Here is a 14354-nt window from a genome sequence, read left to right as displayed (position 1 = left end):
TTCGCTCCCCTCGCCCGCTTGCGGGAGAGGGGCCGGGGGAGAGGGCCATCCGAGCCTTCGGCGCGCAGCGCCGCCGTTTCGCTCCCCTCGCCCGCTTGCGGGAGAGGGGCCGGGGGAGAGGGCCATCCGAGCCTTCGGCGCGCAGCGCCGCCGTTTCGCTCCCCTCGCCCGCTTGCGGGAGAGGGGCGGGGGAGAGGGCAAAGCGCTCGCGAACCGTTGTGCGACGGCAGCACCCCGCCCCAGCCGGATGCCCGCGCATCACGTCTGCCGGGTAAAATGGCGGGTTTGACGAATTTCCCCGGCCGTGCGCACCGCCCGGCCGGATGACACGGATAGCGGTTGGCATTAGCAAGGATAGGCAAGATGGACCTCGAAAAAGCCCGTTTCAACATGATCGAACAGCAGATCCGGCCCTGGGACGTGCTGGATCAGGAAATCCTCGACCTGCTCGCGGTGGTCAAGCGCGAGCAGTTCGTGCCGAAGGCCTACGCCAGCCTGGCGTTCGTCGACACCGAGATTCCGCTGCCGGGCGGCCAGTTGATGCTGGCGCCCCGTGTCGAAGCGCGCGTGCTGCAGGAACTGAATGTGCGCAAGCACGAGACCGTGCTCGAAATCGGCGCCGGCTCGGGGTATATGGCCGCGCTGCTGGGCGCGCGCGCCCGCCAGGTGACCACGGTGGACATCCGCCCGGAACTGGCTGCGCTGGCCCGCGAGAATCTCGCCCGTGCCGGCATTACCAACGTGGAAGTGGCCGAAGGCAATGCCGCCGAGGGCTGGCCCGCCGGTGCGCCCTACGACGTGATCTGCATCTCCGGCTCGATGCCGGTGCTGCCTTCGTCGATCCTGTCGCAGGTCAAGGTCGGCGGCCGCATCTCGGCCTTCGTCGGCACGCTGCCGGTGATGGAGGCGCAGCTGATCACGCGCATGTCCGAGACCGAATACCAGACCGTCAACCTGTTCGAGACGGCCGTGGTCCCGCTGGACGGCGTCAAGGCCGCCACGCGCTTCCAGTTCTGAACGGAGCCCTCCATGCAGCAGATCACGCCCACCGAGCTTGCGCAATGGCTCGGCAACAGCGCTGACGACGGCAGCGGCCGCGCCAGGCCCGTCCTGCTGGACGTGCGCGAGGACTGGGAAGTCCAGACCTGCGCGCTGCCCGGCATCACCCACATCCCGATGGGCCAGATCGTGGCGCGCGCGGCCGAACTGGACCCGGACGCCGAGATCGTCTGCATCTGCCACCACGGCGGACGCAGCATGCAGGTCGCATCGTTCCTGGAACGCCAGCACGGCTTTGCCCGTGTCTACAACCTGAGCGGCGGCGTGCACGGCTGGGCCGAGCAGGTCGACCCCTCGATGCCGAAGTATTGATCTCGTTGGTACGCTAACCCAAGCGGGTGCGCACGCGCCCGTCCAGCTGGAGACGTCATGAGGTTTGCGCAGTGTCCCGCGCGGCGTAGCGCGCCGCTCGCCCTGGCCCTGGCCCTGGCCGCCCTGCTGCCGCTGCCGGCCTCGGCGGCGGACCTGTTGCAGGTCTATCGCGAAGCGCAGGCCAATGACGCGCAGTTCGCCAGCGCCCGCGCCCAGCTGCTGGCGACGCAGGAACGGCTGCCGCAGGCGCGCGCCGGCCTGCTGCCGAATCTCGCCGGCTCGGTCGGCGTAACGCGCACGCAGGTGGACCAGAGCTCGCCGATCCAGGGCAACCGCTCGCTGGACAACAACAACTGGACGCTGCAGCTGACCCAGCCGCTGTTCCGCTGGGACCGCTGGGAGACCTACAAGCAGGGCGAACTCGCCGTGCTGGCGGGCGAAGTGACCTTCGTGCAGGCCCAGCTGGACCTGATGACGCGCACGGCGCAGGCGTACTTCGAAGTGCTGGGCGCGCAAGACGCGGTGTATCTGGCTGGGGCCCAGAAGCGCGCCATCGGCGAACAGCTGGAACAGGCCAAGCGCAACTTCGAGGTCGGCACCGCCACGATTACGGATACCAACGACGCCCAGGCCCGGTTCGATCTGGCAACGTCCACCGAGATCGCGGCGCGCAACGAGCTGGAGGTGCGCCGTGCCGTACTGCAGCAGATCACGGGCCGGCCGGTGGATGAGCTGATGGGCCTGCGCCCGAATGCCGACATCCCGGGTCCGCAGCCTGCCGACGTCAACGTCTGGACGGAGCAGGCGGAGAACAACAACCCCCAGGTGGGGCTGGCCCGCTATAACCTTGAAACTGCCCAGCGCGAATACAACAAGGCGCGCGCCGGCCATCTGCCCTCGGTGGACCTCGTTGCCTCCTATGGCTTCGTCAACTCGTCAGGGGTGATCCAGCAGCAGGTCAACGTCGCAAGCCGCTACAACAGCGCGCAGATCGGCGTGCAGATGACGGTGCCGATCTACAGCGGGGGGCAGATCCAGAGCCGTGCACGCGAGACCCTGGCACTCGCCGATCGCGCCGCCAGCGAGCTGGACTTCGCCCGCCGTACCGCCGCGCAGAACGCGCGCCAGACCTTCTCCGGCGTCTCCAACGGCCTCGCGCAGGTTCGTGCACTGGAGGCAGCCGAGCGCTCCGCGCAATCGGCGGTCGAGTCCAACCGGCTCGGCTACGAGGTCGGCGTGCGCATCAATATCGATGTGCTGAACGCCGAGGCGCAGTTGTTTTCGACGCGGCGCGATCTGTTGCGCGCCCGCTACGACACCATCATGAACGGCCTGCGGCTCAAGGCCTTCACCGGCACGCTGACCGAGGACGATCTGGTCCAGATCAATACGCTGCTGACGTCGCCACCCGAGGCCGTGTCGCAGGTGCAGGGGCCGGCGAAGGCCGCCGCGCCGGCGCGCGCGCCGTCCTCGCCGCGGGAGCAGGGCGGGCGCCGCGGCTAGCGGCTGACCACGCCAACCGGCCCGACCACGCAGCCAGGGGCAAGGCCGGCCCCGGCCCTCCTCCCCTTTCTTGCCGGGAGCGCCATGACGATCGCCACGCTTGCCATCTCCAACTACCGCTCGCTGCGAGACATGGTGCTGCCGCTGGGGCCGCTCACGGTGATCAGCGGCCCCAACGGCGCCGGCAAATCGAACCTCTATCGTGCGCTGCGCCTGCTGGCGGCGACCGTGCAGGATGGCATCGTCGCAGCGCTGGCGCGGGAAGGCGGCATGCCGTCGATCCTGTGGGCCGGTCCCGAGACGATTTCGCGCGCGATGCTGCGGGGCGAGCAGCCGGTGCAGGGCGCGGTGCGGCAAGGGCCGGTCGCCTTGCGGCTGGGCTTTCGCGCCGACGACCTGGGCTATGCGATCGACCTGGGCCTGCCGACGCCGCAGAGCCGCACGATGTTCGGGCTGGACCCGGAGATCAAGCGCGAGGTCATCTGGCACGGCGGCTCGCCGCGCGGCGGCGCCGTGCTGGTCGATCGCAACGGCGCGGCGGTGCGCGCCCGCGACGAGAAGGGGCGCTGGCAGGCCCTGCCGCAGCCGCTGCGGCCGTTCGAGAGCATGCTGACCGAATATGCGGACCGGCAGGCGGCGCCGGAAATGATGGCGATCCGCCAGCGCATCCGCTCCTGGCGCTTCTATGACCATTTCCGCACCGATCACGACTCGCCAGTGCGCGAGCCGCGGGTGGGCACGCATACGCCGGTGCTGTCCGACGACGGGCGCGATCTGGCGGCGGCGCTGCAGACCATCCGCGAGATCGGCGATGCCGCCGAACTGGAACGCTGCGTCGACGACGCCTTCCCCGGCTCGCGGCTGGACATCGCCAATCAGGACGGGCGGTTTTCGCTGCTGCTGCGGCAGCCCGGCATGCTGCGGCCGCTGCGCGCGGCGGAACTCTCTGACGGAACGCTGCGCTATCTGCTGCTGGCCGCCGCCTTGCTGAGCCCGCGTCCGCCGACCCTGCTGGTGCTCAATGAACCGGAAACCAGCCTGCATGCCGACCTGCTGCCGGCGCTGGCGCGGATGATCGGCAATGCCACCCGGCACTCGCAGATCGTGGTGGTGTCGCATGCCGCCCGGCTGCTGGCCGCACTCGAGCAGCAGCCGGACAGTCAGTCGCTGGTACTGGAAAAACAGCTGGGGCAGACGCAGATTCTCGGACTGGACCCGCTGGACCGCCCCCCCTGGAACTGGATGGCGCGCTAGCTCAGCGTACCGGCGAGCGGCGCTCGACTTCGAGCACTTCCCAGCGGATGGTATCGCCGCCGCCCTGCCCCACTGCCCGGCTTTCGCGCACCCGCAGGGTGTAGGCCACGCCCTGCTCGAAATCCAGCCCTTCGATCGGACCGCGCCACAACTGCCATTCGTCGCTGCCGTCGTAGCGCACCCGGTGGCAGATCTGCTGCGGTGCGTCGGCACAGGCGACCCGCTGGCCATCGACATGGACGCGCTTCTCGCCGGGAGGCAAGGCGTTGGCGGGCGGCTTCCCCTGCCTGTCGTCGAGATTGTCGTCGAGCTTGTCGGCGCGCCGGCCCACGCCCTCGCGCTCGGCGAAGTGCAGCAGGTCGCCGCTGGCTGTCTTCCAGATGATCTGGCGGCCGCCGCTGCCCGAGGACGGTTGCGACGCGACGGTGGTCAGCGGCTCGCGGAAGGCCTGCAGCAGCGCGCTCTCGATCGCCATGCGCGGCGGCGGGCAGGCCATCCGGGTCGAGGCCAGGCCATCGAAGCGCATGCCGCTGGCGGTCTTGCCATAGCTGCCGCGCAAGCGGTTGCAGCCGGTGTTGCCCGATACGGTGCCCTGCTCGGCATCGATGCCGGCATTGAATTCGAGCACGACCGGTTCGCCGCCGTCGGCCTGCGGCAGCGGCCGGTTGCTGCCGTCAGCCTGCTGCCAGCGCACCAGCTCCCAGCGGCTGGGGCCGCTCGGGCGGGTCTCGGTGAGGCTGGGGCTGGCCGAAGGCGAGTTGGGCGCGGGCATCCCGGCGCAGGCGCCAAGCAGCGCGGACAACGCGAGCGCGGCAAGCGGCGCGGCGGTGCGGGGTCCGGCGCGGTGCCGGCAAGGCTTTCGGATGGGCAGAAGCATCGGAGGAACTCCTGAAGGAGGGACGCAGGCCGGCAAGGGGGCCCTGGCCATTGCGCCGATCTCCGACTGACCGCCGCCAGCGTCACAGGTTCACATCTTGCCGGGCGAGGCAGGGCCACTGTCGGCGTCGTCCGACACGTCGGCGGCGGCGGGCGCAGGCAGCGCAGCCACCAGCGCCTCCAGTGTCCTGGCCGTGGCGCCGCGATGGTGGCCGGCGAACTCGCCTGCCTGCTCGCGCATGCGGGCCAGGCGCGCGGGGTCGGCCAGCAGCGCCGCGGCACACTGCATCAGGTGTTCCGCATTGTTCACGCGCAGGCACGCGCCAGCGGCGATGGCGTCCTCGGTCGCCTGGGCGAAGTTGAAGGTATGCGGGCCGATCAGCACTGGCGTGCCGGCCGCGCACGATTCGATCAGGTTCTGCCCGCCCAGCGGCAGCAGGCTGCCGCCGATGAAAGCCAGGTCGCCGGCGCGGAAGTACATCGTCATCTCGCCCATCGAATCGCCCAGCAGCACGTCGGCGTGCACCGGCGTGCCGAACGCGGTGTCCGTGCCCGTCTGCCCCAGGGTGCTGCGCCGCTGCAGCCGGAAGCCGGTCTGCTCGACCATCGCCGCCACCGCGTCGAAGCGCTGCGGATGCCGGGGCACCAGCAGCAGCGCCGGCAACGGACGATCGCCCCAGGTGTCGCCGCACAGGCGCCGCCAGCGCGTCAGCGCGTCGAGCAGCATCGCCTCCTCGCCCTCGCGGGTGCTGGCGGCGACCAGCACCGGCCGACCGCCGAAGGCGCGCTTGAGGCGCTCGCCGGCTTGCAGCTGCGCCTCGGGCGCGCGCAGGTCGAACTTCAGGTTGCCGGTGACGCGTACCGACCGCACGCCAAGCGCCCGGTAGCGCGCCGCGTCGCCCTCGGTCTGCGCCAGCACCGTGGTGAAATCCCGGTACATCTGCGCCGCGGCCTGCCCGAAGCGGGCCGTGCGCCGGAAGCTGCGCGGCGACAGCCGGCCGTTGACGAGGTACAGCGGCACGCCCGCCTTGCGCGCGCCGCGCAGCAGGTTCGGCCACACCTCGGTCTCCATCAGCATGCCCGCCTGCGGGCGGAAATGCGCCAGGAACCGGTCGACCAGCACGGGGATGTCATAGGGCAGGTAGCACTGCTGCACGCGGGCGTCGCCGCCAAACAGCTGCGCGCCGGTGGCGCGCCCGGTCGGCGTCATATGCGTCAGCAGGATGCGATGGCCGGGATAGCGCTGCAGCAGCGACGCGACCAGCGGCTGCGCGGCGCGGGTTTCGCCCACCGATACCGCGTGGACCCAGATCCACGGGCCGGCGGACGGCAGATCGCCGTAGACGCCCAGGCGCTCGCCCACATGGTGCAGGTACCCCGGTTCCCTGCGCGAGCGCCACACCAGGCGCAACAGCGCGGCAGGCAGCAGCAGGAGCCAGAGCAGGTTGTAGGCAAGGCGAAGCAGAATCGACAGCATCGGAGACAGCGAAAGGAACAGCGGGAACAGCGTGGGGACCGGCGCCTTCAGCCTTCCGGTTCCAGGCCGCGCACGCGGCGGGTGGCGGCATGGACCTCGTCCACGCCGGGCGAAGCGCCGTCGTCGCCGACATTGGCGATGCGGTCCGACCAGTAGCCCTCGGTCTTCCAGCGCCAGGTGGCGGTGTAGATTTCCACCGTCGGCCGGCACAGCGCCGCGGCGATATGGACCAGGCCGGTGTCCACGCCGACCACCAGCTCGGCGCGATTGATCAGGCCAAACCCCTGCATCACCGAGAAGCGCGGCAGCACGCGCGCGCCGGGCACGCCCAGGGCGATGCGCTCGGCCATGTGCCGCTCGGCATCGTTGCCCCACGGCAGCATCAGCGCCAGTCCCTCGGCAAACAGCCGTCTGCCCAGGTCATGCCAGTTCTGCAACGGCCAGCGCTTGCTGGCGCCGGCCGTGGCGTGAAAGCCCACGGCATAGCGCGCGGGCAGGTCCGACCACAGCGGGTCGTTGACATGCAGCGCAAGCGCTTCCTCGCCGAAGAAGCGCGGCGGATCGACTGGCGCGCGGCCGGTCAACGCCGCGCCGAGCAGGCGCGAGCGCTGCACCGAGTGCGTATGCACGCCGACGCCCACCGGCGCGGTGTAGAACAGCCGGGCGGCCGGCTCATAGCCCGACCCCTCGGTGGCATTGGCCAGCCCGATCACCGGTGCGCCGTGGCGGCGCCGGGCGATGCGGGACACCACCGCCGTCTTCAGCAGGCCCTGGGTCTCGACGATGGCGTCGTAGGCGTCCTCGCGCAGCGCCTGGCGAAACTCGCCCAGCTCGCGCCACACCTGGCCGTTGAACAGTCCCTTGCGCCAGCGCCGCAGCGCGAAGGGAACCACGCGGCGCACCTGCGGCAGCAGCCGCACCAGATCCGCGTAGCCCTCCTCGACCACCCAGTCGATCTCGCAATGCGGCCAGCGCGCCCGCAGGTCGTGCACCAGCGGCATGTTGTGCACCACGTCCCCGAGCGAGGACACCTTGACGATCAGCACCCGGGGACGGTCGGGCATCGCCGCGGCAAGCGGCGATACCTTCCCCGTCCCGGCATCCGGCGCGCCGCCAACCGTCTCGGCCGGCGCGCCGATCCGCTCAGAACGGCAGCTTTGCATCCGGCTTCTCGGCCAGGATCACGCGCTTGAACTCCGCCTGGATGCGCGCGAGCGCAGCGTCGTTGTCCGCCTCGAAGCGCATCACCACTACTGGCGTGGTGTTGGACGGCCGCGCCAGGCCAAACCCGTCCGCGTATTCGACCCGCACGCCATCGATGGTGATGACTTCGCGCGCGCCTTCGAACTTCGCGTTGGCGCGGATGCGGTCGAGCAGCTCGAACGGTTCCCCCTCGGCGCACTTCAGTTGCAGCTCGGGCGTGTTGTTCGCATTGGGCAGCGCGTTGAGCACGGCGCTGGGGTCGTCATGGCGCGACAGGATTTCCAGCAGGCGCGCGCCGGTGTACAGGCCGTCGTCGAAGCCGTACCAGCGGTCCTTGAAGAAGACGTGGCCGCTCATCTCGCCGGCGATGGGCGCGCCGGTTTCCTTCAACTTGGCCTTGACCAGCGAATGGCCGGTCTTCCACATCAGCGGCTCGCCGCCATGCTGGCGGATCCACGGTGCCAGCTTGCCGGTGCACTTGACGTCGTAGATGATCTGCTGGCCCGGGTTGCGCGACAGGATTTCCTCGGCGAACAGCATCAGCTGGCGGTCCGGGAAAATGACCTGACCGTCCTTGGTCACCACGCCCAGCCGGTCGCCGTCGCCGTCGAAGGCCAGGCCCAGCTCGTTGTCGGTTTCGCGCAGGCAGCGCATCAGGTCCTGCAGGTTCTCGACGTGGGCCGGATCCGGATGGTGGTTGGGGAAATTGCCATCGACGTCGCAGAACAGCTCGGTCACTTCGCAGCCCAGCCCGCGGAACAGCTCGCCGACGAAGGCGCCCGCGACGCCGTTGCCGGCATCCAGGGCGATCTTCATCGGTCGCGCCAGCTTGACGTCGCCAACGATGCGCTCGATGTACTGCCGGCGCACGTCGATCTGCTGGTAGCTGCCGCCGCCACGGGTAAAGGCCTGGTCGGCGATGCGCTGGCGCAGGGCCTGGATCTGCTCGCCATAGATGGCCTTGCCGGCCAGCACCATCTTGAAGCCGTTGTAGTCGGGCGGGTTGTGGCTGCCGGTGACCATGATGCCGGAGTTGGCCCGGCGACCGTTCAGTTCGATATTGGTGGCGAAGTAGACCATCGGCGTGGCGACCATGCCGAGGTCGATCACGTCCATGCCAGCCGCGCGCAGTCCTTCGACCAGCCCTTCGCACAGTTCCGGACCGGACAGGCGACCGTCGCGGCCGACCACGACCGCGGTCTCGCCCGCCTCGGCAGCCGCCGAGCCGAAGGACAGGCCGATGGCATGGGCGACCTCGCGCGTCAGCGTCTTGCCGACGATGCCCCGGATGTCGTAGGCCTTGAAGATGGAGGGATCGATTTGCATGCAGCTTCCTGGGTGTAAAGGGAGTTGGGTCCGTCCTCGCTCCCGCCGGTTGCCTGGCGGGATGGGTCTGCCTTGCGTATGCGTGTTGCGCGCCCTCGCGATGTGGACGGGACGGCGCGCCCAATCCCGTATTTTGCCGGATTGCGCGAGGCACGGCAGTTATAATCGCTGCGACCCTGAATTTCGGTGCCCGAACGCACGCCCGGCGCACCGCCTCGCCCAGTCCTTGCACGCATCCTGCACGCCGCCCTTTCTGCGCCCGTCTACGTCCTTCTACGCCCTCTCCCGCTCCCCTTCTCGCCCTCTTCTCGCCCTCCTGCCAGCCATGCCGCTCCTGACGCGCCCGCTCATGTCACTGCTGCGTCGGCCGTCCCGGCCCGGGGCAGCGGGCCGTCCCCGCATCGCCTTCGTCATCACGCATTCGGAGACGGGCGGCGCGCAGGCGCATGTCGCCACGCTGCTGCGCGCCCTGTCCGGGCGCATCGATGCGGTGCTGCTGGCCGGTGGCGACGGGCCGCTGTTCGATGCCGCCCGCGCGCTGGGCATCGACACGGTCCGGCTGGAACGGCTGGACAACAGCCTGGCGCCGTGGCGTGCCGTTGGCGCGCTGCGCGAGCTGGTCGGGGCGCTGCGCCGGGTCCGCGCGGATGCGGTGCACCTGCACAGCGCCAAGGCCGGCGCGCTGGGCCGGCTGGCGGCGTGCTGGCTTGGCATTCCGGCGATCTATACCGTGCACGGCTTCGGCTTCAAGCCGGCCGCGCCGCTGCCGCAGCGGCTGGCCGCGCGCGTGGCCGAATGGTGCCTCGCCCCGCTGACGGACCGGCTGGTCTGCGTGGCGGCGGCCGAGCGCGAACTGGCGCGCGGCCTGCCGATTTCCTCCGCGCGGATCAGCGTGATTCCCAACGGCATTGCCGATACCGCCCAGCTCGCCCGCGCGGCGCAGCCGCTGCGACGGATTGCCATGGTGGCGCGGCTGGCGCGCCCGAAGCGGCCGGATCTGCTGATGCAGGCCTTCGCTGCGGCCGGGCTGGCCGAGTGCGAACTGGTGATCGCTGGCGACGGCCCGCAGATGCCGGCGCTGCGGGCGCTAGCCGGCTCGCTGGCGCCGGCCCGCATCGTGCTGGCCGGCAATGTCGGCGATATCCCGGCGCTGCTGGCGTCCTCGCAGGCGTTCGTGCTGGCCTCCGACCACGAGGGCATGCCGCTGTCCGTGCTCGAAGCAATGCGGGCCGGCCTGCCGGTAATTGCCTCGGACCTGCCCGGCATCCGCGAACAGCTCGATGACGGACGCTGCGGCCTGTTGTGCCCCGCTGGCGACGTGACCGCGCTGACCGGCGCGCTGCGCCGGCTGGCGGGCGACGCCGCGCTACGCCGGCGCCTGGGCGAGGCGGCGCGGGCCCACTGGCTCGGCCACCACGGCGACGCGGCAATGGCCGAGGCGACGCTGGCGGTCTACCGGCAGGCGCTGCCGACGCCAGGCGAGGACGCCGGCATCGCCGCGCGCGATCCGGTCTGATCACCGGCCGACCACCATGGACAAGGCTCCCGGAACCACCCCCGCCCCGCGCGCTGCCCCTGTGCCAAGGCCCGCGCTCGCGCCCCATGCCACCCGCTCCGAAACGGTGCGCCGGGCCAGCCGCATGCTGGCCTGGGCGCTGGTCGGCCTGCTGCCCTTCAGCCTGTGCGCCGTGCTGGCCGAGCTGGCAATGCAGGCCGGCCATGTCACCCATGTCTTTCCACGCACGCTGCTGTGGGGCGTGGTGCCCTACATGCTGGCCTTCATGCTGTTGCACCGCTCGCTGCATCTGCCGGCGATGGAGGGCAACAGCCTGGTGGGCCTGGCGGCAACGCTGCCCTTTGCCGCCCTGCTGTTCGGCTTCGCGGTGCTGCACGTGGAATATTCGCGCGGTGCACTGCTGCTGGCCTGGCTGACCACGCTGGCGTGGATCTGGCTCGGTTACCGCCGGCACGTGCGCAACTATGTGCCGGTGTTCGGCTACACCGACGCCGCCGCGCTGACGCAACTGCGGCAGGTATTGTCCATGCCCGGCGCGGCGCCGCCCGCACCGACCCGTTTCGAGCCGATCCATACGCTGCAGGAAGCGGTGCACTGCGACGGCCTGATGCTCGATCGCAATGCCGCCGCGGATCCGGACCGCACCCGCCTGCTGGCGCGCTACAAGCTCAGCCACGTGCGCATCTACTCCGTCGAGCGGGTTGCGGAAATGCTCACCGGCCGCGTCGGCCTGGATCATATCGACGAGCATTTTCTCGACGACCATGCCGCGCACTACCTGTATGGCTATGTGAAACGGCTGGTCGATGTCGGCGCGGCGCTCGTCCTTGCGCCGCTGGCGCTGCCGGTCGGGCTGCTGGTGGCGCTCGCCATCCGGCTCGACTCGCGCGGGCCGGCGCTGTTCCGGCAGGTGCGCGTGGGCCTGCATGGCCGGCCCTTCACCATGCTCAAGTTCCGCAGCATGGAAGCGGCACCCGCCGGTGCGGACGCGCGCTTTGCCACGCACGCCGATCCGCGCGTGACCCGCGTCGGACGGGTCATCCGCAAGTACCGGCTCGACGAAATTCCCCAGCTATGGAACGTGCTGACCGGAGAGATGAGCCTGATCGGCCCGCGCCCCGAGCAGGCGCCGATGGTGGAGCGTTTCGCCGACACCATCCCCTACTACCCCTACCGGCACCTGGTACGGCCGGGCCTGTCGGGGTGGGCACAGGTGCAGCAAGGCTATGCGGGCTCGCACGCCGAAACCGTGACCAAGCTTAGCTACGACCTCTATTACGTCAAGCACTGCAGCTTTGCGCTGGACCTGCTGGTCGCCATCAAGACCGTGCGGATCCTGCTGACCGGCTACGGGGCGCGATGATGCGGACGCTGGACTGTGCCGCGTCGACAGCGCTGCCGCCGGGCCTGCCCCTGGCCGCCTCCGCCGGCACGCGACCGCTGCGCATCCTGTTGCTGGCCACCGGGCTGCGGCTTGGCGGGGCCGAACGGCAGGTAATGGCACTGGCACAGCGCTATGCCGAGCTCGGTCACGCGGTGCGGGTGGTGAGCCTGACCGACGGCGTCGAAGTCGCGCCCGGAGCCGGCGTGGAACTTGCCAGCCTGGCAATGCGCAAGACGCCCTGGTCGTTCGCCGCCGCGCTGTGGCGGCTGCGCCGGCTGGTGCGCGCCTGGCGCCCCGACGTCGTGCACAGCCACATGATCCACGCCAATCTGCTGGCGCGCGCGCTGGCTTCGGTCGGCGGCATGCCGCTGCCGATCTGCACCGCGCACAGCTATCGCGAAGGCGGCGCGGCCAGCATGCTGGCCTACCGGCTGTCGGACCGGTGGAGCCGGCTGACCACCCACGTCGGAGCGGAAGGCCGGGACCGGATGGTGGCGCTACGCGCCGCACCCGCCGACCGGATCGTCGTCGTCCCCAACGGCATCGATACCATGCGTTTCCAGCCCGACCCCGCGGCGCGGCGCGCTGCTCGCCAGGCGCTGGGCCTTGCCGACGGCGAGCGGCTCGTAATGCATGTGGGGCGGCTGGTCGCCGAGAAGGCGCAGGCCCGGCTGATCGATGCGTTTGCGCTTGCCTGCCCCGGCGACGGCATGCGGCTGCTGATCGCGGGCGGCGGGCCGCTGCGCGACGCGCTGCAACGCCGCATCGACGCCGCGGGGCTGCGCGAGCGCGCGCTGCTGCTCGGCCCGCGCGGCGATATTCCGGCGTTGCTCAATGCCGCCGACCTGTTCGTGCTGTCCTCCGATATCGAAGGCATGCCGCTTGTAATCGGCGAAGCGCTGGCCTGCGGCTGTCCGGTCGTATCGACCGATGCGGCGGGAGTGGCGGCGATCGCCGGCGCGCATGCCCGCATCGTGCCACGCGGCGACACCGCGGCGCTGGCGGCCGCCATCGCGCAGATGCTGCCCGCCGGCCGCGGCGACGAGGCGGCCCAGGCGGCGCGGCATCGCCATGTCGCCACGACGCTCGGGCTGGACGGGATCGCCGGGCAGTGGCTCGCGCTGTACCGCCAGTACGCCCTGGGGGCCGGCGAGGCCGGCGTGGAGCCGGCCTGATGCGGCGCACCTTCGCCGACCGGATCGCCGGCAACCTGGCGTGGATGCTTGCCGAACGCGCGATGCAGGTCGGCTGCGGCTTCGCCATCGTCGCCATGCTGGCGCGCGCGCTCGGGCCCGACGGCTTCGCCCATTTCCAGTACGCACAGGCGGTCGTCACCATCGCCGCGTCGGTGGCTCTCGTCTGCAGCGGCGAGGTGGTGGTGCCGCGGCTGGTGGCGTTGACCGGTGCCGCCGCGCAGCACCGGCTGCTCGCGCACGCCTTCGTGCTGCGGCTGGGCGGTGGCGTGCTGGGCTATGCGCTGGTATGCGGCTACCTGTGGGTGGCGGGCGCCGACCGTGAGGTGTGGCCGATTGCGCTGACGCTCGGGCTCGCCATCCTGCTGCGCGAGCCCGCGGGCGTCGTCACGGCATGGATGCAGGCCCATACCAACAATCGGCCCGGCATGCTGATCAGCATGATCTCGCTGTCGGTCAAGCTGGTGCTGGTGGCGGCCCTGTTTGCCACTGGCCATGCGGCCGGCCTGGGCTATGCCGGCACCTTCGCCCTCGAAGCCGTGCTGCTCGCCGCGCTGCTGGGCGGCTGGTACCTGATGCGCGTGCCGTGCCGGCGCGTGGCACCCGAGCCGCCTCTGGCGCGTGAGCTGATCGGCGCCGGCACGCTGTTCTGGATCAGCTTCATGCTGATGATGGCCGCGCGCCGGGTCGATCAGCTGATCCTGCAGCCCGCGGTGCCGCTGGCCCAGTTCAGCGCCTACGCGGCAACGATGCAGATCCTGGACAACTATGCGATGGCCGCCACCATCATCGCCGCTGGCGTCGCGCCCCTCTACGTCTACCGGCAGACCAGCGCCGCCGTGGCGCGGCGCAATACCGCGCGGCTGGCGCTGGCGCTCGGCGCCACGGGGCTTGCCGGCGCCGCGCTGATTGCCGGCATGGCGGACTGGATCATCGCGCTGCTGTACGGCGAGCGCTTCGAGGCCGCCGCCAGCCTGCTGCGCGTGGCGGCCTTCGCCAGCGCGCTGGTATTCGTCGACGTCGGCCTGACGCTGGTGCCGGTCTACCTGCGCAAGCCGCAGTGGGTTGCCGCCAAATGGGCGGGCACGCTGCTGGTGGTGGTGCTGTTCGACCTGATCGCGGTGCCGCGCTTCGGCGCCTGGGGCGCGGTGGCCGGCTACGCGGTCTCCAACGGCTTTGCGGTGCTGACCGGCATCGTGCTGTGGTGGCGCGCCGGCGTCGCCACGCGCCGCTACGCGGCATGAGGGAGCC

12 protein-coding genes are annotated in these 14354 nt (G+C 70.8%); 8 read left to right on the top strand and 4 right to left on the bottom strand.

The window, feature by feature from the left end:
* Positions 1-363: 363 nt before the first annotated feature.
* From K6V06_RS14130 to K6V06_RS14115, 4 genes are all read left to right on the top strand, one after another.
* The gene (locus K6V06_RS14130; RefSeq protein WP_222244380.1) at positions 364-1017 is read left to right on the top strand and encodes a protein-L-isoaspartate O-methyltransferase; all 654 of its coding nucleotides are present in this window, start codon (positions 364-366) and stop codon (positions 1015-1017) included.
* 12 nt (positions 1018-1029) lie between these two features.
* A complete protein-coding gene (locus K6V06_RS14125) occupies positions 1030-1371 on the top strand; it encodes a rhodanese-like domain-containing protein (protein WP_222244378.1) in 342 nt (113 codons plus the stop codon).
* Between the two features lie 57 nt (positions 1372-1428).
* Entirely contained in the window at positions 1429-2874 is a 1446-nt protein-coding gene (locus tag K6V06_RS14120; protein ID WP_222244376.1) for a TolC family outer membrane protein, read from the top strand.
* A gap of 84 nt (positions 2875-2958) precedes the next feature.
* On the top strand, positions 2959-4128 hold the full coding sequence (locus K6V06_RS14115; protein ID WP_222244374.1) for an AAA family ATPase: 1170 nt from the start codon (positions 2959-2961) through the stop codon (positions 4126-4128).
* A gap of 1 nt (position 4129) precedes the next feature.
* On the opposite strand, the gene K6V06_RS14110 is transcribed toward K6V06_RS14115, so the two are convergent.
* The 4 genes from K6V06_RS14110 to K6V06_RS14095 all read right to left on the bottom strand — a co-directional run bounded on the left by K6V06_RS14110 (position 4130) and on the right by K6V06_RS14095 (position 9010).
* Positions 4130-5005 (bottom strand): META domain-containing protein, encoded by an 876-nt coding sequence (locus K6V06_RS14110; protein ID WP_222244372.1) that lies wholly within the window; start codon positions 5003-5005, stop codon positions 4130-4132.
* A gap of 90 nt (positions 5006-5095) precedes the next feature.
* Entirely contained in the window at positions 5096-6469 is a 1374-nt protein-coding gene (gene waaA, locus K6V06_RS14105; RefSeq protein WP_222244566.1) for a lipid IV(A) 3-deoxy-D-manno-octulosonic acid transferase, read from the bottom strand.
* A gap of 59 nt (positions 6470-6528) precedes the next feature.
* Positions 6529-7545 (bottom strand): lipopolysaccharide heptosyltransferase I, encoded by a 1017-nt coding sequence (waaC, locus tag K6V06_RS14100; protein WP_222244564.1) that lies wholly within the window; start codon positions 7543-7545, stop codon positions 6529-6531.
* A 79-nt stretch (positions 7546-7624) separates the two neighbouring features.
* The gene (locus K6V06_RS14095; RefSeq protein WP_222244370.1) at positions 7625-9010 is read right to left on the bottom strand and encodes a phosphomannomutase/phosphoglucomutase; all 1386 of its coding nucleotides are present in this window, start codon (positions 9008-9010) and stop codon (positions 7625-7627) included.
* 349 nt (positions 9011-9359) lie between these two features.
* Between K6V06_RS14095 and K6V06_RS14090 the strand changes: the two genes are divergently transcribed.
* The 4 genes from K6V06_RS14090 to K6V06_RS14075 are packed head-to-tail and all read left to right on the top strand — an operon-like array spanning position 9360 to position 14347.
* Positions 9360-10526 carry a glycosyltransferase family 4 protein gene (locus K6V06_RS14090; protein WP_222244368.1) on the top strand — a complete coding sequence of 389 codons (1167 nt, stop codon included), beginning with the start codon at positions 9360-9362 and terminating at the stop codon, positions 10524-10526.
* 16 nt (positions 10527-10542) lie between these two features.
* Positions 10543-11889 carry an exopolysaccharide biosynthesis polyprenyl glycosylphosphotransferase gene (locus tag K6V06_RS14085; RefSeq protein ID WP_222244366.1) on the top strand — a complete coding sequence of 449 codons (1347 nt, stop codon included), beginning with the start codon at positions 10543-10545 and terminating at the stop codon, positions 11887-11889.
* A complete protein-coding gene (locus K6V06_RS14080; RefSeq protein WP_370637471.1) occupies positions 11886-13085 on the top strand; it encodes a glycosyltransferase in 1200 nt (399 codons plus the stop codon). Before K6V06_RS14085 ends, K6V06_RS14080 begins: the two co-directional genes overlap by 4 nt.
* Positions 13085-14347: a lipopolysaccharide biosynthesis protein gene (locus tag K6V06_RS14075; RefSeq protein WP_222244364.1), complete on the top strand. Its 1263-nt coding sequence runs from the start codon at positions 13085-13087 to the stop codon at positions 14345-14347. Before K6V06_RS14080 ends, K6V06_RS14075 begins: the two co-directional genes overlap by 1 nt.
* Positions 14348-14354 lie beyond the last annotated feature (7 nt).

The organism is Cupriavidus sp. AU9028 (assembly GCF_019795295.1).
Lineage (GTDB): Bacteria > Pseudomonadota > Gammaproteobacteria > Burkholderiales > Burkholderiaceae > Cupriavidus.
The sequence above is the reverse complement of the archived record's forward strand: the minus strand, read 5'-3'. Positions and strand labels throughout refer to the sequence as shown.